General features: G+C 60.9%; 13 protein-coding genes. 7 read left to right on the forward strand and 6 right to left on the reverse strand.

Features of this window, described 5'->3' with window-relative positions; genetic code table 11:
* Nucleotides 1-153: 153 nt before the first annotated feature.
* Complete coding sequence (locus JJD66_RS11765; protein ID WP_200648204.1) at nt 154-948, reverse strand: class II aldolase/adducin family protein; 795 nt, start codon at nt 946-948, stop codon at nt 154-156.
* A gap of 177 nt (nt 949-1,125) precedes the next feature.
* Entirely contained in the window at nt 1,126-1,335 is a 210-nt protein-coding gene (locus JJD66_RS11770) for a hypothetical protein (RefSeq protein WP_054897760.1), read from the reverse strand.
* 196 nt (nt 1,336-1,531) lie between these two features.
* On the opposite strand from JJD66_RS11770, the gene JJD66_RS11775 reads away from it, so the two are divergent.
* Nucleotides 1,532-2,035 carry a DUF4142 domain-containing protein gene (locus JJD66_RS11775; RefSeq protein ID WP_198715971.1) on the forward strand — a complete coding sequence of 168 codons (504 nt, stop codon included), beginning with the start codon at nt 1,532-1,534 and terminating at the stop codon, nt 2,033-2,035.
* A gap of 30 nt (nt 2,036-2,065) precedes the next feature.
* Complete coding sequence (locus tag JJD66_RS11780; protein WP_003191729.1) at nt 2,066-2,626, forward strand: type 1 glutamine amidotransferase domain-containing protein; 561 nt, start codon at nt 2,066-2,068, stop codon at nt 2,624-2,626.
* Between the two features lie 60 nt (nt 2,627-2,686).
* On the opposite strand, the gene JJD66_RS11785 is transcribed toward JJD66_RS11780, so the two are convergent.
* Complete coding sequence (locus JJD66_RS11785) at nt 2,687-2,893, reverse strand: hypothetical protein (RefSeq protein ID WP_003191730.1); 207 nt, start codon at nt 2,891-2,893, stop codon at nt 2,687-2,689.
* Nucleotides 2,894-3,192: 299 nt separating this feature from the next.
* On the opposite strand from JJD66_RS11785, the gene JJD66_RS11790 reads away from it, so the two are divergent.
* From JJD66_RS11790 to JJD66_RS11805, 5 genes are all read left to right on the forward strand, one after another.
* Nucleotides 3,193-3,669: a hemerythrin domain-containing protein gene (locus JJD66_RS11790; RefSeq protein ID WP_198715973.1), complete on the forward strand. Its 477-nt coding sequence runs from the start codon at nt 3,193-3,195 to the stop codon at nt 3,667-3,669.
* Nucleotides 3,670-3,858: 189 nt separating this feature from the next.
* On the forward strand, nt 3,859-6,495 hold the full coding sequence (locus tag JJD66_RS11795; RefSeq protein ID WP_200648205.1) for a Tc toxin subunit A: 2,637 nt from the start codon (nt 3,859-3,861) through the stop codon (nt 6,493-6,495).
* Between the two features lie 34 nt (nt 6,496-6,529).
* Nucleotides 6,530-8,353: a neuraminidase-like domain-containing protein gene (locus tag JJD66_RS28025; RefSeq protein ID WP_234452218.1), complete on the forward strand. Its 1,824-nt coding sequence runs from the start codon at nt 6,530-6,532 to the stop codon at nt 8,351-8,353.
* A 99-nt stretch (nt 8,354-8,452) separates the two neighbouring features.
* Nucleotides 8,453-11,209: a hypothetical protein gene (locus tag JJD66_RS28030; RefSeq protein ID WP_234452219.1), complete on the forward strand. Its 2,757-nt coding sequence runs from the start codon at nt 8,453-8,455 to the stop codon at nt 11,207-11,209.
* Entirely contained in the window at nt 11,206-15,636 is a 4,431-nt protein-coding gene (locus JJD66_RS11805; protein WP_200648206.1) for a SpvB/TcaC N-terminal domain-containing protein, read from the forward strand. The genes JJD66_RS28030 and JJD66_RS11805 overlap by 4 nt, the downstream gene beginning before the upstream one ends.
* A gap of 54 nt (nt 15,637-15,690) precedes the next feature.
* Here JJD66_RS11805 and JJD66_RS11810 read toward each other — a convergent pair whose 3' ends face one another.
* The 3 genes from JJD66_RS11810 to JJD66_RS11820 form a co-directional block, all read right to left on the reverse strand.
* Nucleotides 15,691-18,585: an RHS repeat-associated core domain-containing protein gene (locus JJD66_RS11810; RefSeq protein WP_200648207.1), complete on the reverse strand. Its 2,895-nt coding sequence runs from the start codon at nt 18,583-18,585 to the stop codon at nt 15,691-15,693.
* Nucleotides 18,586-18,714: 129 nt separating this feature from the next.
* Nucleotides 18,715-19,260: a putative natural product biosynthesis protein gene (locus JJD66_RS11815; protein WP_200648208.1), complete on the reverse strand. Its 546-nt coding sequence runs from the start codon at nt 19,258-19,260 to the stop codon at nt 18,715-18,717.
* A 62-nt stretch (nt 19,261-19,322) separates the two neighbouring features.
* Nucleotides 19,323-19,706: a DUF2946 domain-containing protein gene (locus tag JJD66_RS11820; RefSeq protein ID WP_054918556.1), complete on the reverse strand. Its 384-nt coding sequence runs from the start codon at nt 19,704-19,706 to the stop codon at nt 19,323-19,325.
* Nucleotides 19,707-19,881 lie beyond the last annotated feature (175 nt).

Raw genomic sequence — 19,881 nt, forward strand, 5'->3', positions numbered from 1 at the left:
CGGTGTGCAACATCCCTCAAACCCGCGCTACCGGAACAATAGTCCTGCACGGCTGCGAGTTTTGCTTGCTCTGTGTACTTACCCATGACACCCCCAAGGTTGTGTCCAACCTTTGGGGGTCAGTTCACTCTGCGTGGGAACAATCCACCCGACTCAGTTCTTGTAGTCGGTATCGGTACGCTCAAGCTGGCGCATCAGCGCATTCCAATGCCGCGCCACGCCCGGGCCTTCGCCATTGCTGAACACCTTGGCCTGCTGCTCGACCTTGGCCACCACCTCAGCCGGTGGGAAGATCAACTCGGCATTCCCCGCTGCCTGTGCCGCAATCTGGATGTTGCAGGCCCGCTCCAGGCATTGTAGTTGCTGGAAGGCATGCTCGACGCTGACGCCGCCCGTCAACAAGCCGTGGTTACGCAGGATCATCACACTCTTGTCGCCCAAATCCGCCACCAGCCGTTCACGCTCGTCCAGGTCCAGCGCCACGCCTTCGTAACCGTGGTAAGCCACACGCCCCGAGAATGCGATAGCGTGCTGGGAGATCGGCAACAACCCCTGCTTCTGCGCCGACACCGCAATACCGTCGCGGGTGTGGGTGTGCAGCACCGCTTGCAAATCATGGCGTGCGCCGTGGATGGCGCTGTGGATCACATAGCCGGCGTAGTTGATCCCCAGGCCCGTAGGGTCATCGACGAGGGTGCCGTCCAGATCGACCTTGACCAGGTTGGAGGCGCTGATTTCGTCGAACAACAGCCCGAAAGCATTGATCAGGAAATGCGCCTCGGGCCCTGGCACCCGCGCGGAGAAATGCGTGTAGATATGATCGGTCCACTTGTACAACGCCGCCAGTCGGTAGGCCGCGGCCAACTTGACCCGCACCTCCCACTCTTGCGGTGTGACCCGCTGGCGCACATTGCTCAAGACACTGGAAATCGGCGTGACGCTACTCATGGCAAATCTTCCTGGATGACCTAAGGGACTTCCAGGCAAGACTAGGGGATGGTCATAAATAATAAAAAGCACATTTTAATCTAAGATAATTATTATATTTTTTTATAAAAAGTAGCAGTGGCAGCTTTCAGGCCGCCACAGGATCTCGCTCCGTCTCCACCGATCAACTCAGCAGGTTCAACGCCCGTTGTTGAGTTTCTCGTTGATTGCATCCGTTTGCCGTTCAATGTCCTTGATCGAGGTCGGCGTCACGACTTTGTCGATGGTTTCAGTCTTGGGGTTCGCAGGTTCAAGCGTCTGCCCTTTTGTGGTCTCGGCATTACCTTTTTGCGCGTCTTCAGAGCTGACGGGGTCGGGGGTTTTATCGGCGGTTTTACGATCAGTCACAGTGCAATCCTCCTGGCAGTGGCAGGCCCCTGAGATGGCGGCCCTATGTAGCAGAACCCTGCGAATCCGGATTGGTTCAAGTCAATTGCCTCGCCTCACCACTGGGCAAAAAAGCGCAAAAAAATTTAAACCTTTTACCCGCCTCTCGATTCAACAGTCAGGTAACGGCATCCCGCCATTTCCAAGGAGAGACACCATGAAAACTCGACTGATGAAACCGATGGGCCTTACCTTCATGCTGATTGCAGGCTCGATTTCCACCGCGATGGCGGCGACCTCCAACGACTTTGTCGACAACGCCGCCGAGGGCGGTATCACCGAGGTGGAAGCGGGCAAGCTGGCCCTGGAAAAAAGCAGCTCGGCGGACGTAAAGACCTTCGCCCAGCATATGGTCACAGACCATACCAAGGCCAATCAGGAACTGATGGCCCTGGCGAAAAAACTCGATATCGAAGTACCCGATGACGCTGCGCTCACCGACAAGGCGAAGAAAGCCATCCTGGAAATGCGCGATGAATCCTTCGACAAGGCCTATGCCAACAACCAGGTAGCGGCCCATGAAAAAACCGTCGAGCTGTTCAAGAAAGAAGCGGCCTCCTCGGACAATCCCGAGCTGAAAGCCTTCGCCACCAAGACCCTGCCCACCCTTGAAGCCCACCTGAAAATGGCCAAGGAACTGCAAACCAAATACGCCCATTAATCCATCCATGACCCAAGGAGACACTCGACCATGAGCTCGCAACTCAACGGCAAGCACATCCTCGTCATCACCTCCAACACCGGCATCGAGCGCGACGAGTTGCTCAAGCCTCTGGAGACGCTGCGTGGCTACGGCGCGACCGTAACGCACGCCTCCAGCAAAGGCGGCACTACCCAGACATTTGTCGGCGACACGGAAAAAGACCAGACCGTGGAATCCGACGTGCAACTGTCGGATGTTGTCAGCGCCGACTTCGATGCGCTGGTCATCCCGGGCGGCACAGTGAATGCCGATACACTGCGCCAGGATGCCGCCGCGCTGCGCTTGATCAATGAGTTCGTGCAGGCCGGCAAGACCATCGCGGCGATCTGCCACGGGCCATGGACCCTGATCGACGCTGGCGTGGTCAAGGGCAAAACCCTGACCGCCTATAAGAGCGTGCGCATCGACCTTGAAAACGCCGGCGCTGCCGGCGTGGTGGATGCCGAGGTTAAAGAGTGCCAGGCCAATGGCTGGACCTTGATCACCTCGCGTACGCCGGACGATCTACCGGCGTTCAATGAGGCGATTGCCAAGGCCGTCGGCGGCTGATCGGTTGACCGCAATGAAAACAGGCGCCCCATGGGCGCCTGTTTTTTATCACTCACCGCTTCAGCTTTTACGCTGCTGCGCCATTTCACGCTTGGGTCCGAACATCGCCCACGCAATCAACCCCAGCAGCGGCACGAACACCAGCACCACGACCCACAACCCCTTGGTCTCCCATCCGCCAGTGCTGCGCAAAACGATATTGATCGCCCAGAGTTCCAAGAGCAGCAGAACCACCGCCAATACGATCCAGATATACTCAATTTGCATGATTCACCTCCTGAAGTCTAAGCGTTAGGTCAAGCAGATGCCCCAAGGGTTCCATTAGAATTTTCCAGGCCACACTTTATGGCCGCCCCTTGCGCTGGAGCGTCAGCAACCGGTTGTGCGTTGTGCAACCTCAACGCGGCCCGACCATGCAAGCTGCACGACCTCCAAGCACACCGAAAAACACAACCAACTGATTTATAAGATAATTTTTAACAATAAAAGTTGGTACACCTGATGCAACCTTCCTCACCACGAGGCGTGCACTTCGACACGCCCGCATACCCCCCGTGAGGTTACCTATGAATGCCATCGACCTGCTCAAAGCCGACCATGAACGCGTCAAGACCCTGCTGACGCAGTTGAGCGAATCCACTGAACGCGGGGTAAAAAAGCGTACCGAGTTGTTGGCCAAACTCGAAATGGAGATCACCCTGCATACCCAACTCGAAGAAGAGATCCTCTACCCCGCGTTCAGAAAAGCCGGGGGCAAGGAACAGGACATCATGTACCACGAAGCCAAGGAAGAGCACCGCACCGTCGACTCGCTGGTACTGCCGGACTTGAAGAAAACCGACCCATCGTCCACCGAGTTTTCCGGTCGCGTCAAAGTGGTCAAGGAGTTGCTTGAGCACCATATCGAAGAAGAAGAAACCGAGATGTTCCCTCAGGCCAAGAAACTGCTGGGTAAAGCGCTGCTCGAAGAGCTGGGAGCCGAGATGGAAGCGATGAAGACCGCGCACAAAAAAGCCATGGCGAAAAAACCGCTGGCGGCGTAACGGCTACCTCCTCGCAGCAAGGTTCGCGCGCGCGCGACAGTGACCCACAGGCCCTGTCGCGCTATCGATTTGCACCGATGATTTCTCCTCGCTCACTCAGCGATCCGGCCGACCGAGCCGGCCTGGCGCCCCATGCTAGCGTGCCATTGCCCTTGGCAGTGGCCGGGGGCTTTCAGGAGATTCATCACAATGGACACCCATTCCCCCACCTATACCCACCTGTTCAAAGAGGACTGGCACCTGCTGTGTTCGGCCTCTTCCATGGCGGCAATCGACTCCCCGATCGCCTACCTGAAGGCGTTATACCTGTTTGCCCAAGCGCTGGAAAAAAGCGGTAAAGGCAAACAGCCCAAGATCACCCTCGACCGGCGACGCCCCGAACTCAAGACACTGCCCCTGGACGAACGCAGCCTCAGCGCTGTGATTCCTCAAATATCGATGATCAACGAAACCCTGTCCCGCCAGATCGACGCTCATCTCAAACAAACCCGCCGTGAATACCGCGGCCGCTCCCTTGATGAGGTGCTCGGCAGGCAACGCTTCCCCTTCGTGCTGCCGTTCGAACGCGCGCATCGCCAGTGCTGGCTCGGTTTGTCCGGCGGCAAGCCACAATTGGGCGAACTCAGTTACCGCATCAGCCTCAAGCTGCCCACCAGCCAGCGCGCGCAAAACACTTACGGCGTGGTCCGGCACGAGGCCTATGAAGCGCAACGTTTGCTGTCCGGGCTGAGCCCTGCCCAGCAGGTGTTATTGACCGAGCCTTTGTTAATAAGAACGGGAGACGTACAGGCAGAAGATTTTTTTACCCAGCACTATGGTACCCAGGAGCAGCCCCTTGAGGAGTTGTCCCACTGGTTGCAGAAAACCGGACTCACCGCCGATCAGACCGAAGCGCTACTGGCCTGCGGCAAGTATGTGCCGGTGCTGTCGAGCAATGTTCTGGCAAGCGCCCTGCCAACGCCGCCGGCCAAGCTGCGCCTGCACGACGGTGCCGCGTACGTGAACGGGCCGATCACCGAGGCTGGCGCGACCCAGTCGCCCCTGTCGATCACTACACAGGACAAGGGTGCTGCGCGCCTGCTCAATACCTCATGGGAACGGTACCAGCGCCTGCACCGAATGATCCGCCTGCAACGCTGGACGCAATTGCCCTTCGACGCACTCGACGCCCTGTCAACGAGCGTCGTGCGGCGTGAACACGAGGGCGACCCGGCGCGGCCCGCCAACGACAATACCCTGCGCGCACTGGGCGTCTATCGCTATCTGGAGCGCCGCTACAGCCTGTCATTGCAAGCCTTTGCCGCCGTGCTGGATGAGATACCGGTGTGGGCACCCGGCACTCGTCTGTCGCTGTACGACCAGCTGTTCAATCCCGCCCCGTTGCCAGGCCAGGCATTGACGCTGGACAGGCCGACACTGGCCCTGAGGGAGGAAATCCCGACAACCCTACGCCACCAGCTCTGCGCCGGCCTGCACCTGAGCGACACCCCGGCCTCGTTGCACTGGCTGATCAAGCAGGCCCGCCTGCATCTACCCGCTGCTTGCCCGACGCTTACGTTTTATAGCGCGCTGTATCGCCAAACCCGGATCGCGCGGTTGTTCGGGCTGTCAGTGCTCGACAGCTACCATGTGGCAGCGCTGCTGGGCGGTAAGGATTACACCGCCCAACTGGTCAACCCGAGCCTGCGTCGCTCCGGCGTCAATGCCCCTGCCGACCTGCTCGATGTGCTGATGCAAATGGACTGGCTGGTCCGCTGGCTCAACGACACGGGTCAAACGGTTGATCAGCTTCGCCGCCAATTGCTATTGGATGCCCAATCTCCACCGCCCCACGTGCAGACGCACATCACCCAACTCGATGAGGTGGTCGAATTGACCCGCCATGGCCTGTTGGCGCAAGAAGACCTCGCTGACCTGTCATTGCCCCAGCCCGAGCCTGACACCAAAGCGGCGCCCATTGCCTGGCATGCCCTCATCGTACAAGGGCTGCTGCACAGCCAACCGCTGCTCAAGCCCGCGCCGCCCAAAGAACTGCCCAATGCGCTGGTGCAGCTTATCGAAGCCCAGACCCTGAGCCTCGACCCAAAAGGCAACACGGCTCTGCACAGCGATGCCAAACAGGCAGTGACCAAGAAGCTGGGCGCGTTCTACCAACAAATGCAGCCGCTGAAAGCAAAAATCGACACGCTGCTCAACGCTCCCTCACACCTTGCCGGTGACCCCGCCGCGTACCTGCAATGGCGCAAACTCGTGGTTCGACAAATTGCCCGAACCGCCACTGCCGAGTCCACCACGGAGCTGCACAAAAATGTACTGCTGAGCCTGCCGGATGCCGAAGTGTCCTTGGGGCTGGCAGTGAGCCGTGAGGCCTTGCAGGCCTTCGTGCTCCATCCGCACTGGCTGAGCCCGGACCACACCGCGGCCTCGCTGCTCAAGCTGACGCTGAGCACGCTGTACCTGCTGCAACGCTTTGCCCATTGCCTGAGCACCTACGGGCTGGCCCAGGACAGCGTGCTCGCCTATTTGCAGTGTGCCAATTCATCCTCCGTCGAAGGCTCCGCCATAACTGACAATGAGGCTTGCACTTCGCAACTGGCCGCATTGCTCAAGTGGGATGTCGATGAAATCAACCTGCTCGTTGAATCCCTGCCTGCCAAACAGGTGAAGACCCTGGCCGACCTGGACTGGCTCCTGCGTTGCCATGAAGCCGTCAGGCTCACCGGCCTCTCCGCCAGCGCCTTGCTCAAGGCTGCCGACCTGCATGCCACCTTGATGAATGAAGACTGGCAACACGTTGGCTCGGCATTGATCGCCACAGCCCCCTAACCCCGTTGTATTTCGCCTGGTTCAAGGAATGACCATGTCTGACACCCTCACCCAACACCTCAACGAACACCTGCGCGACGCGATGCTGGGGTTCTACCTCAACAGCGTGCTGCCTGAAGACACGGCAGTGGCCGATACCGTCAAGACCGTCGACGATGTCTATACCTATTGGCTGCTCGACCCCCAGGTCAGCCATACGGTGCCCACCACCCGTGTCGCCAGCGCCATTGCCAGCCTGCAGCAGTACATCACAGGCATTTACCTGGGCCTGGAGCCCGGCTACGACGAACAGGGCATGAGCGCTGACGAGCAGACCGAGTGGCGAGACCAGTTGCTGTCCTATTCACTGTGGCGTGCCCACCAGCAACTTCAGCACTACCCGGCCACCTACCTGAGCCCTGCATTGCGCCATGACAAAAGCGACAACTTCAGGCAACTGGAGAACCAGCTCAACCAATTTCGCATCGAGCCTGCGCCGCTGCAGACAGCCGTCCACAGTTACCTCAGCCGCTTCGAAGCACTTGCCAATATCAAGACCCTCAATGGTTATATCGACGGTGATAAAGACAGCTTTGCCAGCAGCACTTATTACTTCACCGGCAAGTCCAGTCCGGAAAACACCTATTACTGGCGCACGCTGAAAATGGCCTCGGGCGACGCGGCCACTCCGCCAGCCTGGTCCTCCTGGCAAAAGATCCCGCTGTCGATTGACGATAACGTCCCCGAACAGACGATTCGCCCGGTGGTGTTCAACGGGCGCCTCTTCGTGGTGTGGGCCCAATGCATCAACCCGACGTCGTCGTCGAGGGACATCACCCCGATTGGACGAGGTGATGTCGAATCGGAGAAGGAATACCAACAACGGTTGGAAACCCGGATAAAGACCACCTATCTACAGTTGCGCTTGTACTTTTCCTATAAAAAACTGGATGACAGTTGGAGCGTGCCGCAGGCCTGCATTCAGGAATACAGCCTGGCACAGGGCCTTGACGAATTGAGTTCGGAAGACCTGATGAGTGCCACTGCGTCCATCGCCGTACTCGATTCACAAAGCCAACCACCGTCCCTGTTCCTGGGCCTGAGCGCACAGCCGAACCATCAAACAGCTTCCTCGCACAACGGCGTGCATCGGCATTTCTTTCAAGCGGTACGGCTGGATCAACACTTCAACGTCCATTGGCTGGAAACCCTGGGCAGCACTCGGCGGATGTTCTCCTGGCATAAAGAGTCTGAACTGGCCGGGCGGTACCAGGCCCTGTTCGGGCACCACAACAGGTCAAGATTTCAATTCAGGGCGCCCGAAACGGTCCAGGTCAAAGTTCACTCCCTGACCAACAATGCGCCCCATGGCACCACCCATGGCTGGAATTACGAAGACAATCAACAGCATATCCGCAGTCTTTCGGCTGAGAGCGATATCCGGTTCAACCGAACGACGTCAGTACTGGAGGTCACCACCCGCCTGGCGAAACGCTTCGAACCGCACCGCACTGTCAGGTTCAGCAAGGCAGACGCACTGGTCAATTTGACCATGACCCTCAGCAGCAGCGGTCCTGCCCAGAACGAGACGCTGGCGTTAGGCCCCACCGCCGAGATTTTTCTGGAGAGCGTCAAGCTGGCAACCTTCTCCAACGTGCGCATCGACTTCACCCTCAAGTGCAACGAGACCGGCGTCAGCTATGCCCAATTCATAAAAAATGCAGCGAATCAGCCGACGACCTTTACCCTGCCGCAGATTGAAAAAGATCAAGAAAACCCGACAAGCACGACATTCAATCTGCGCGACCAACGCATTAGCCAAGAAGCCTTCGATTATTTCTTCAATACGCCGGACGCCACCTATACCGTCATTCTCTAGTTCTACAAAAATCAAGCGGAGTCCAGCAGCCATGCCTACGACTTAGTACTGGACAAGGTCCAGGTCCAGCAGAAACAACGCCTGTACAAACCCGTGTTGATGTATCCCAGACAGGGAGACAGCGCTTTACCGGAAAGCCCTCACCGCAATAACACGGTACTCGTCGGCCTGGCAGACGCCTCTCGGCGCACCCTGCGCGACACGTTCACTGAACTCTCCGAAACGCACACGCTTGAGGCGCAGATCGAACTCTCCCCCTCGACCTTGCACCCCTACGACGAGGACTCCACTGACACGACGGCTTCCACATTGACGCTGATTCACGGCGTGTTGCTGCTGGAAAGCGATGTGCATTACCCCGACCCCATCATCCTGGGCTACGCGCTGAAAACCGCGACTTTCACCCTGCCGCCCGATAACAGCACCCCCATCATTCCACTGGCTCCGTTTATCCGGCGACTCGCTACCCCGCCCTATGGCACGGCAGAGTTCATCGACTTCAACGGGTCCACTATCGAGTCTCTCGATAAGCCTGAAAACAAACGGGCGCCCATACGCACCAACACCTGCGTGGCCGGGCTGCTGGCAAAAACCGCGGGCGCAGGTTTGCATGAGCTGTTTGCCTTGGCGCCGGATGCCTGGCGCGAGCCGCCATTGCCAGGCGAGAACAAGCCCAGTCCACTGGACTTCCACGGCCCCCATGGCACCTACTACTGGGAGTTGTTTCTTTACCTGCCCTGGCTGTTGGCACAACGCCTCAACCAGGAGCAGCAATACGCCGAGGCCGAAACGTGGATACGCTACGTGTTCGATCCCGTACACCCATCCGGGTTCTGGCGCCTGCCTGCGCTGCTTACCAGTGCGCCACAACACCACGACGTCTCGTCCGTGTCCCACCCATTGGCGACAAGCAGCGCGGTACATTTTCGTCAGGCGCTGTACCTGTTGTACGTCGACATCCTGCTCAATCGCGGGGATGCGGCCTACCGGCAAATGACCCGTGACGGCCTGGCCGACGCCAAGTTGTGGTACATCCGCGCCAAGGGCTTGCTCGGGCCAAGGCCGCCGCTCAACCCGGTCGATCCCTGGGCAGCCACGACCCTGGACAAACTGCAAAACCCTTCCACGCTCGACAGCACGACAGTACCTGCGGGCACCTCGCGGCTGTGTCGGTCCCTGAGCCCTGATTTGCTGCTGCGCTGGGACAAGATCGAATCTCGCCTGCACAACCTGCGCCATCACCTGGATCTGACCGGCAAGCCCTTGAGCCTGCCGCTGTACGCCGCCACGCTGTCGCCACAAACGCTGCTCGCCGCGTATCAGCAAGGTGCCGTCGGCACCAGCCTGCGCCCGTCGCTGCGCACCGCCCAGGCCGCGCACTATCGCTTCCAGGTGCTGCTGGGACACGCCTTGCAAGCGGTCGACAACCTGATCCAGTTGGGGACGACCTTACTGTCGTTGTTCGAACGCAAAGAGCAGGCCCAGTACCTGGAAACCCAGCAGCAGCAAGCCTGGGACTTGGCGAGGCTGGCCGTCGAGCAACAGGCCCAGGCCGTACAGTTCGATGCGAGGAACCAGGAGGCGCTGTTGGCAGGACGCCGCATGGTCGAAGCGCGGGTGGCGTTCTTCGAACAGCAGCTCAAGCGAGGCATCAGCCCGGCCGAGGCCCAGGCCACCCAGGAGTACCAGGACAGTGCGCGCTGGGACACCGCTGCCGCCGTGGCACAAGCCGGCGCGGGGCTGGCGATGCTGATACCGAATATTTTTGGCACCTCCAACGGCGGCGTGCGCTACGAGGGCGCTTTTCACGCCCTGCACGCGGCGTCCCAAGGCATTGCCAATGAAAAGCGCGCCAACGCTGCCCACCTGGACCGCACCGACCTGTTTGCCAGACGCGCCGCCGAGTGGGCCCATTCGCTGGAACAGGCACGCCTTGAGCTGGCCCAGGTCGACGCCCAACTGCAGGCTTACACCGAACAGCAAGCCCATACCCGCTTGCAACTGGGCCTGGCCCAGACCAGCCTGACCCAGGCACGAAGCCTGTACGACCAGCTCGGCAAACGCTTTACCAACGCCCAACTGTATCAATGGCTCAATGGCCAACTTTCCACTTTCTACTACCAAGCCTATGACTCGACCCTGTCGCTGTGCCTGGCGGCCGAGGCCTGCTGGCAGGAAGAACGGGCTCAGTGGGACAAGCACTTCATTCAAACCCAGCATTGGGCTCATCAATATCGCGGCTTCAGCGCCGGCGAAGCGCTCAAGCAAAATCTACTGAGCATGAGTAACGCCTACGTCACCCACAACGAACGTTTGCTGGAGATCACTAAAACCGTGTCGCTGCGCCATCTGCACAGCCAAGACCCGATGGCCACGCGCGACATGCCCTGGGCCGCGCTTAAAGCCGACCTGGTAAAAACCGGCACCTTGACCTTTGAACTGACCCTCAAGCTGTTTGACGACGACTACCCAGGCCACTACCTGCGGCGTATCAAGCACGTCAGTGTGTCCCTGCCCGCCACGCTGGGCCCCTATGAAGACATCAAGGCCATCCTGACCCAAACCGCCAATACCACGCACGTCACCCCCGCGACCAGACACACCGAAGCCGCGGTAAAAAAAGACCTGCGCGCCAAACAGCAAATCGCCCTGTCCAGCGGGCTCAACGACAGCGGATTATTCACCTTGAACTTCGACAGCGACGAGCGTTACCTGCCGTTCGAATACACAGGAGCGATCTCCACCTGGCAACTGACCTTTCCCAACCATGCCCGGCAAAACGCTCTGCTCGAATCCCTCACCGATATCATCGTGCACCTGCGCTACACCGCTAAAAACACCGGAGGTCAACGATGAGCGTGCAGCCGCCCGAACTCTTGGAACCGAAGATTCCGGCGCTGCCCAAGGGCGGTGGCGCCATCCAGGGCCCCGGCGCGCAATGGGGCGCCGTGGGCACACGGGGTGAGGCGTGCCTAGAGGTGCCCTTGCCGATTTCGCCAGGCCGTGGCTTCACGCCGGCCCTGAGCCTGGGTTATCGCAGCGCCCTAGGCAACGGGCCCTTCGGCCTCGGCTGGGCGATGTCGGCAAGCGCCATCAGTCGTGATACCCGCAAAGGCGTACCGGCCTACGGTGATGACGACCGTTTCATCAGCCCCCAAGGCATCGACATGATCCCTGAGCGTGATGCCGAAGGCGAAATTCAGGCCACGACCTGGGACCACTATAACGGCCTGACCCTGGGTGAATCCCACCGAGTGGTGCGCTATTTTCCGGTGATAGAAGCGCGCTTCGACCGTATCGAGCATTGGTCTTGCGACAGCGACAAGGCCGGGTTCTGGCTGGTTCAGGGGGCTGACGGTTGCGTGCACCTGTTCGGCAAGACCCTGATCGCGCGCTGTGCAGACCCGAACGACGACCTACGTGTTGCCCAATGGCTGTTGCAGGAAAGCCTCAACCCGCTGGGTGAACAGATCTATTACCACTACAAACACGACGACCAGCCGCCAAGCGCCGCCAGGGACTATCGCGCCCAGCGTTATCTGGCGCGGGTGTGCTACGGCAACCTCAAGCCCCTTGAGCATCTGGCGCTGTGGCGCGCGGACGCCCTTGCTGACAAGCAATGGCACTTCGAACTGCTGCTGGATTATGGTGAACGCCACACCGGCCTGAGCCAAGTGCCGACCTATGCCGAACAACACGCTTGGCCGGTCCGCAACGACCCGATCAGCAGTTATGCCTATGGCTTTGAACTCGGCACCCTGCGGCGGTGCCAGCAAGTGCTGATGTTTCATTACTTCCCCGACGAGCCGAGCCTGGGCGCCGAGCCGGTGCTGACGCGGCGTCTGTTGCTGGAGTACACCCATCGTCACGCCATCGGCAGTTGCCTGAACGCCGTGCACAACCAGGCCTTTGACGCCCAGGGGAACGCCAGTGCCTGGCCGCCCCTGGAACTGGCCTACAGCGCCTTCGTGCCGACGCTGGACGCCGCGCGCTACCAAGCGTTCGACGCCATGGCGGGCATCAACGACGGGCAGCATTATCAACTGGTCGACCTGTACCGCGACGGTTTGCCGGGCATCCTGCACCGCACCGATAAAAGCTGGTACTACCGCGAGCCGCTCAGGGCCCCCAGCCCAGCCAGCAGCAATGCGCTGATCTATGGTCCATGGCAGGCCCTGCCACGCATCCCCCTCGCCGATACCGCCCAAGCCACGCGCCAGGCACTGGCGGATCTTGACGGCGATGGGCATCTGGAATGGGTGGTGGCGCAACCGGGGCTGAGTGGTTTTTTCAGCCTCGACTCGCAGCGGCAATGGTCGGGTTTCGTGCCTTTTGCGGCGATGCCCCAGGAGTTTTTCCATCCCCACGGGCAACTGGCCGACCTGATGGGCAGCGGGAGGCTGGACCTAGCCTTGATCGGCAGCGGTAGCGTGCGCCTGTATGCTCAGCGCCAGGACGGCGGGTTTGATCCTGGCCAGGAGGTGCGCCATGCGCCCGACGATGAGGGGCTACCCACCCTCAGCCATTCGCCGGCCGAATTGATCGCCTTTTGCGACCCCCTGGGCAGCGGCCAACAACACCTGGTGCGTATCCGCCATAACGAAATCAAATGCTGGCCCAACCTCGGCCGTGGACGCTTCGGCAAAGGGTTTGTCTTCGCCACACTGGCGTTCGACCACGCCAGCTTCGATGCCGCCCATATTCGCCTCGCAGACCTGGATGGTTCAGGCGCGGTGGACCTGATTTACCTGGCGCCTGAACACGTACAGATCTATATGAACCGCGCCGGCAGCGGGCTGGCATCGGAGCCACTGACATTGCGTTGGCCCGAGGGCGTACGCCATGACGCGACGTGCCAGGTCAGCTTTGCCGACCTTCAAGGCCTGGGCTGTTCCAGCCTGATCCTGAGCGTGCCGCACATGACCCCCCAGCACTGGCGGTATGACTTCGTCAGTCTCAAACCGTATTTGTTAACCGCCACGCTCAACAACCGGGGGGCCACCACCCAGCTGAGCTACCGCAGCAGCGCCCAGGAATGGCTCGACGAAAAACAGCACTGGCAAACCCTGGGAGTGCCCCAAGGCAGTAGCCTTGCGTTCCCAGTGCAGGTGGTCAAGCGGCAACAGCAAAAGGACCTGGTCAGCGGCAACCGCTCCACCCAGTATTTTCGTTACCGGCAAGCCTGCTATGACCGTGAGGAGCGCCAGTTCCTCGGCTTTGGCCTGGTGTTGCACACCGAGCAGCCCCCTACGGCCGATGCGCAGCCTGGGGTGTTGACCAAACGCTGGTTCCACACCTTTGAGCCCTCGCAGGAGGCTTTTTACCCGGGCGACCCACAGGCGCCCGCGCTGGGGCCAACCTTGCTGGGCCAGTTGGAGGCCGGGCGCACAGGAGACACGCTGATCGCCACGCCCGTCGCAACCACCCGCCGCGCGATGCAGCGTGCATTGGCGGGGAGCCTGCTGCGTGAAGAGGTGTATGCCGCCGCCGATGCGCCACCACAGGCAGTGCCCTATTCGGTGCAGCAACAGCGCTATCTCATACGGCAATTAAGCCCGTCGGCCAAGGCCGGCGAACCGGCGGTGCTGCTGCCACTGTTGCTGGAGTCGCTGACCTGTCGCTACGAGCGCCAACCGGACGACCCGTGCTGTCGGCACATACTCAATCTGCGCTGGGACCGCTACGCCGGCAATCTGCACAGCGTGGTGGTCGACTATGCCCGTCGCAAGACAGCCAGCGACTCCCCACCGCCCGGGCCAGCCCACCAGCAGCAGTGGTGGCGTGACGCACACGACTCAGCGCAGCAGACGTATTACCTCAACGAAACCCGCGCCCGCTTCATTCACCTGGACGCCGCGCAGCGCTGGCGCTTGCACTTGCCCTACCAGCAACGAAGCAACGTACTGGTACTGAGCAAAGAGGCGTTAGCGATTGAAAAAATAAGCTATGAACACTTCATTGCGCAGGGCCCGTCCGATCCACTGGGAACATCTGCCGAACGCAGGCTGGGCGGCCTGTCGGTGCAGCACTACTGCGTGGCGGAGCACACCGAACCCTTGCCGGCCGGCACCGCGAGTTTTCAGGCGCTGCCTGCCTATATCGAGACAGCCGAACTCGATCAGCAAGCGCTGGAGGTGTATGAGGGCCGCACTGTCACTGCTACGCTGAGTGCGCAGCACTATCGGAGCATGGCCGCGTTCCTGTCACCGGACCCCGGGCAGGACGAGGCTATCACCCTGTGGTCCCTCGGCCAGGGTTACACCCGTTACGGCCAGGCCGAAATGTTCTATCGGCCTCGTCGGCATCAGGCGAGCCTGAGCCATGGATTCACACAGTCCGAGTACGACGGCTATGGGCTGCACATCATCAAAGTGCAATTGGCGGACGGCTGCACGACCCAGGCGCAGTACGACTACCGCCTTGGCCTGCCGGTGACGGTGACTGACGCACAGCGTACACAACGCTACGCGCACTACGACGCCCACGGGCAGTTGCTGGCGACCGGCCTCAAGGGTGAGGAGCAAGGAAAGCCCGTGGGCCATGACGCCCCAACGCCCTTCATCCGCACGCCCGATACGGGCCCGGCGCAGGCCCTGGCTGATCCGAAGGCGGCGTTGCTCAACGCTCACAGCGCGTGCTTCTACGACGTGTTCAGTTGGATGGGGCGCATTCCACCCGCCAGCATCCAGGCGCAATGGGTAAGCAGCGGCTACCTGCTGCCCAGCGGGCATATTCGTGCCTCGGCGCTGGCACGCCTGAACAGCCTGAGCGCTGCGCTCCCCCATCATCAAACCCTCAAGCGCCTGATTCAGGCGGCCAGGCAAGTGCCGGTGCACGTCGTGGTACTGCACGCCGACCGTTGGCAAGGCACGTCGCAAACGGCGCAGATCCAGGTAGCCCTCGCCTTCAGCGACGGCTTTGGCCGCGTGCGACAAACCCAGGAAAAGGCGCAACCGGGCCCGGCCTTTGCAGTCGATGAGGCCGGTGTGTTGAGCGCGAGTGCCGAGCCAATCGACGCCACTCGCCGTTGGCGGATCAGCGGTCGTGTGGAGTATGAAAATCAGGGTTGCCTGGCGCGCACCTGGCGACCTTACTTTGCCGACCGTGCCGGCTATATCGACGATGCGGCCTTCAACACCTTGCGCCCCAGCGAGCAGCACTTTCATGACGCGTTGGGACGCCCGGTACGCGTGCTCAATGCCAATGGCGACACGCGGCGCCAGACCTACCATGCCTGGTACAGCATCGCTGAAGACGAAAACGACACGCACGTGCCGGCCTGATAACAGAGCCGGGCCGTTACACGGCCCGCGCTCCTTGGCCTGACGTTGCGCGTATTAACGGCGGTGAGGGTCCATCACCCTGACCGCCCGATAGTTAAGCCCACTGATGTGCTGGATCATCACCCGATAGGCGCCACGACCGCGCTGCCCGCGATAACGCGGCAAGTCAAAACTGCGGACATTCTGCCCACCCGCCATGGCATGGCCGGTATGGAAATCCAGTGTGCGGTCTTCCAGCCGATCGATCACCCTTCTGAGAATTTCACCTCCCGGGCCATGTAATTCATTCTGAATAGGTGTGACGTCAATCTCGAGGGGCTCAGGCTCCAGCCCGGAGGAAGGTCCCGGGCTTACCGGCTGCGCGGCGGGCACCTCAGATGCGGAGCCTCTGCGGCCCACGCTCGTGACCCTGGTTTGCGGTTGTACTTCGGTGTGGGTCAGCCCAGCCGCTGGCAGCGGGCTGGCGCCCACTTTGCGTGCCGGGGCGCGCAGTTCTATGCCTACAAACCCCAACCTGGCAAGCGTAAAGCTAGGGTTACGCTCCGTTCGTGAGGCTGTTTCAGCCCGGTCCCGATGCTCGGTGGGCCCAACGTACCCATAGAGACCGCCCCGCGCTGCCGGGGTCAGCCCGTAGGACAGTTTTTTAGTGTCGGCGGTAGCCAGACGGTGTTCCAGGAAAAAGTCCGCCAACTCGTTGACTTCATGTTCCGTAGCGCCCTGTCGGCGGCCCAGCTCTTGCGCGCCGGCCATTGCGGACTGCTCATAGAACGCTCTTCGCTGAACGTCAGTGGTGCTTAATCGCTGATGCGCGTAAAGCGCCACGCCCACCACACCTGAAATCAGCCCGAAATAAGCCAGTTCAATCCTATAGCCCATCTCTACCCCTACTCCGTGCCCGATCAACAACACCAGGAGCAGAACCGTCACCACCTCCAGCATCGAACGGCGCTGCAAACCGTCTTCGTCTACATAACCCATGGGGTTGTTCCCCACCATCGCATACAGGTTCAACCCATCCACATCCCCCGCCGGGTCAGCGCTGATCCACCGCAACAACCACGGCGCGTAGTACCTGAAGCCGTAGTAATACAGCCCGCTGGCGTCGCGCTCCTTGCCCGAATAACGTCGGGTTTTATAGTTCGCCTCCAAGGCACTTTTTGCCGCCCACCAGGCAGTTGCGCCGAAGGGGTAATAACTTTCCTGGCTCAACAGGCCGGCTGCCTCGTCCAGCTCCAGAGTGCCGCTGCCCAAATGATCGTCGAGGCTGAATCGCAGTTGCTCGTCCTGCATCTCCTCGGGGCACTGCTGCTCCCACTGCAGCCCTCTGACCGAATGGCGCCCGCCCGGAGCAAGCACCACGTTCAACCACTCGCCATCCGGCCCGTGGCGATGCAGCTCCAGCCCTGGCAGATAAAGCACTTCATGGGTGTGAGTCTGCGTCTTGCCATGTGCCACGCGACGCTTGATGACTCGCTGGCCGGCGCCGTCGTACAGATACACCTCATCGTCATGTTCGCCATTGTCACGCAGCACCTGCGCGACGCGAACCAACTGGCTGCGCCCGTTCCAGGTCAACGCCTGCCCAGGCGCCAGAGCCTGGAGATTGCCACTTTGGTCGAAGCCGTTGCCCAGGCCCGGCGCCTTTGCGCCCTCGCGGGCAATCACGCTGTGATTGCTGTGTTCGCCCACCTGCATCCGTTGGGTATAACCGCTGCCGGTGCTGGGCACATGGCGCATCTGCGTCAGGTTACTGGCCGAGTCGTAGGCATAGTGGCGGGTGTAGTTGCCCCAGAGGTTGTCGTCTGTGGCGCCGAACGTGATTCGCCCCGGCAGTGCGGATGCGCCAGTATTGCGCGCGTTTTCACGGCCAGTGGCCTTGATCAATCGCGACAGGCTGTCGTATTCGAATGTGCTTACTGCCTCCACCTGCACGTTGCTGGCCCAGCGGGTCGGCTGCGCCGCATCGCGGATGCGCAACACATTGCCGACCCGGTCGTAGCTGTAGAAGAGGTCTTGCAGTCGCTTGCCTGCCGAATCCTTGTGGTGGGCGCTCAAGCGTGTCAAACGTCCATCAGTGTCCGAATACTCGGCAACGCTGAGCACGCCATTACCCAAGCGTTCGCTCAACACCTGGCCCGAGGCGTTGACGCTGCGTTGATCCACCAGGGTCTTGCGCGCTCCGCTTTTGAACAGGATCTCGCTTTTCGTCAATTGGCCGTCGACACCGTATTGAGATTGCTGGCGATTGCCGCGCGCGTCGACCTGCTCCAGGCGTTGCCCCAGCGCATCGTGCTGCCAGGTGGTGGTGAAGGTCTGGGCTTGCAACTGTGCATCCCGCTCACTCACGGGCAGCGGCCAGTCGGGCGCGGTGTGCGACGTGCACAGACGCCGGGTTTGCTCGGTGATGTTACCTTGCACGTCGTAGCGCTCAACGAGCAACGTGCCTGCCGGGTCATCGTGACGAATCATGCGGCCACAGCGATTGCGCGCCGCCTCCGTAGACGTCATGCCCGCGTAGGTCATGCGCTCGACACAGCGTTCAACCGCCGCCTCCTCCGCGCGCTCGAATACCGCGACGGGGCGCAGCAACGGGTCGTATTCGAACCGCTGGCGCGTGCCTCGACTGTCCCACTGTTGCACGACCTGGCCGCCACTGCCGAGCAGGCGCGTCTGACGGCCCGCATCCACGCTGTCGGTGCTCAGCACTTGCCCGCCCAAGCTATAACGATGAGACAGATTGGGCTGCACGTCGGGATCGGCAGCGTGCAACTCAAACAACCTGGGGTCCCACTGTTGCTGCAAAAGACCGCGAGCGTCGAACACCTGCCGCGTGACCTGCGCGCTGGGTGATTGCTGCGCGGTATTGCGGTGGTACGCCACGCTGCGCACGGTCAACCCTCGCGGGTCGACCACCGTCAGCGTGGGCGTGTTGTGATGCAAAGAAGACATAACCTGATGACCTGGAAACCAAAGAAGCCTAGAGCCTAGTCATCAAGTCGGTGCCAGCCTGCGGGCTCCGCCCGCTGCGCAGTGTGCGGCGCTTCCGAGGGTGTCGTGAGGCTTACCGGGCGCGGCGCCTCAGGGCACCGGCAGCCAACCGCTGAAAGCGCCTTGGGCACCCAACGGGCACCAGGCAAAATCCCAGGCGGGCGGCGGCAATGCCGGTCGCGGCGCGGCTATCGAAGGGTGGCCCTTCCAGTCGAACAGGGTGCAATCGCGCCAGCTCAAGACAATGCCTGCCGCCGGGCTGTCGTCCGTGAGCACCCAGCGCGCAGCAGCGGCGGCCATGAAGGCCTCGATCGGTTCCTCATCGATCTGTGTGCGGTACGCCGAACTCAGCAACCAGCGGCATACGTTCAGATGGTAGGTCCAGTCCAGCGGCGGCTGGTTGCGATAGGCCCAGGTCATGAAGGCGCGAAACAGGTTCAAGCCCTCCGGTGGGTCGAGCTTGAGCAGCGCCGGGCAGATGTCGAACAAGGTATGCCAGTGAGGCAGCAGGCGTGCATCCAGGTGCACGAAGCAGCGCGAATTACTCGGGTAATCAGGCAGCGCCGGTTGCGCACGCAGGCGCCGCGACGCCTTGCTGACCAGACGGCTGGCACCGGCAGGCAATTGAGGGTTCATAGAGCGTTCTCACAATCGTGACGAGAGAATGCCTCCTGGTGACAGGAAGCCCAAGGCACACGTCAGGATGCGGGAGAAGCGCGGGGGTTGGCCGAGGGCCAGGAATAGCGCGGAGGCGCCTTGTTGCGCCGCTCATGGGCGACACGCGGGGCTTGGGTGAGGCCGAGCAACCAGGCCAGGCCGATCAGAAACACCAGGGCAACGGTAACCGCGTTGCACACCGGGCAGGCAAAGTAGTTCGAGATGTTGCTGGAGGACGGGTTCGCCAACCCTTTGTCGGAAATTGGCGACTGCCCGCCGTCCACCGAACAGAACAGCCCGCCGATGCCGTTGAGCTGCTGCCCCATCATCTGGCCATGCCCCAAACCGCAGGCGAACAGGTTCATCAGCACGCAGAAGTACAGGGCCCAGGCGATCAGTGAGCGGTCAGAGTGGCGCAATTTCATGGCGGCGACTCTACCACCGAAGCCATAAAAGGACGAAATGCGACGCGCCCCTGTGGCAGAACGTCGCAGATTACGCGCGCCGGCCAGGGTTGCTAGACTCTGCACCCTTCTCGTTACTCCTTTTCAAAGCCTGGCGGAGCAGCTCCACGGCCCTACAGGCGTTTCACAGGATGCA

This window comes from Pseudomonas sp. MF6751, assembly GCF_016613265.1.
GTDB lineage: Bacteria > Pseudomonadota > Gammaproteobacteria > Pseudomonadales > Pseudomonadaceae > Aquipseudomonas > Aquipseudomonas fluorescens_BV.